This window comes from Parapedobacter sp. SGR-10, from assembly GCF_011030405.1.
Taxonomy (GTDB): domain Bacteria; phylum Bacteroidota; class Bacteroidia; order Sphingobacteriales; family Sphingobacteriaceae; genus Sphingobacterium.
On record NZ_JAAJTJ010000074.1, the window covers coordinates 1 to 536 of the forward strand.

A 536-nucleotide genomic window follows, 5' to 3' on the forward strand; every position below is an offset into this window, starting at 1 on the left:
TTCATGACCGACGAAAAACCTGTACTATCCACAGGAGCTGAGGTATCAAGCTGGGCGGGCAATGGCTACGACTACGCTATGGTATCTCTTGTATCCAAATTTGATTATTCCTGGCGCTACAGATATTTCTTGGGAGCATCCTTCCGTCAGGATCAGTCATCCCGTTTCTCTCCAGAGCACCGTACAGGCAATTTTTGGTCCGTTTCCGGAGCCTATCGTATCACAAACGAACCTTGGGACTGGGTCAAATCCATCAAACCCGTATTCAACAACATCAAATTCAAGGGAAGCTACGGTTACAACGGAACCTTGCCTTCCAGCTATTACAGTTGGCGCACCCTGTTCAACGGTACAGGACGGTACAATTCCGAACATGCACTGTCGCAATCTTTCCGGGGCACCTATGATCTGAGTTGGGAGAAAAACAAAATCCTCAATGTGGGCGTAGATCTGGGCATGTTCAAGGACAAGATCAAGATCACTGCCGAATACTATAGGAGAAAATCTTCGGATCTATTGCAGGATGTTCCCGTATC

General features: G+C 47.4%; 1 pseudogene. It reads left to right on the top strand.

Going from position 1 to position 536, the window contains the following annotated elements:
• A pseudogene (locus tag G5B00_RS17910) lies at nt 1-536 on the top strand (hypothetical protein); the annotation flags it as partial.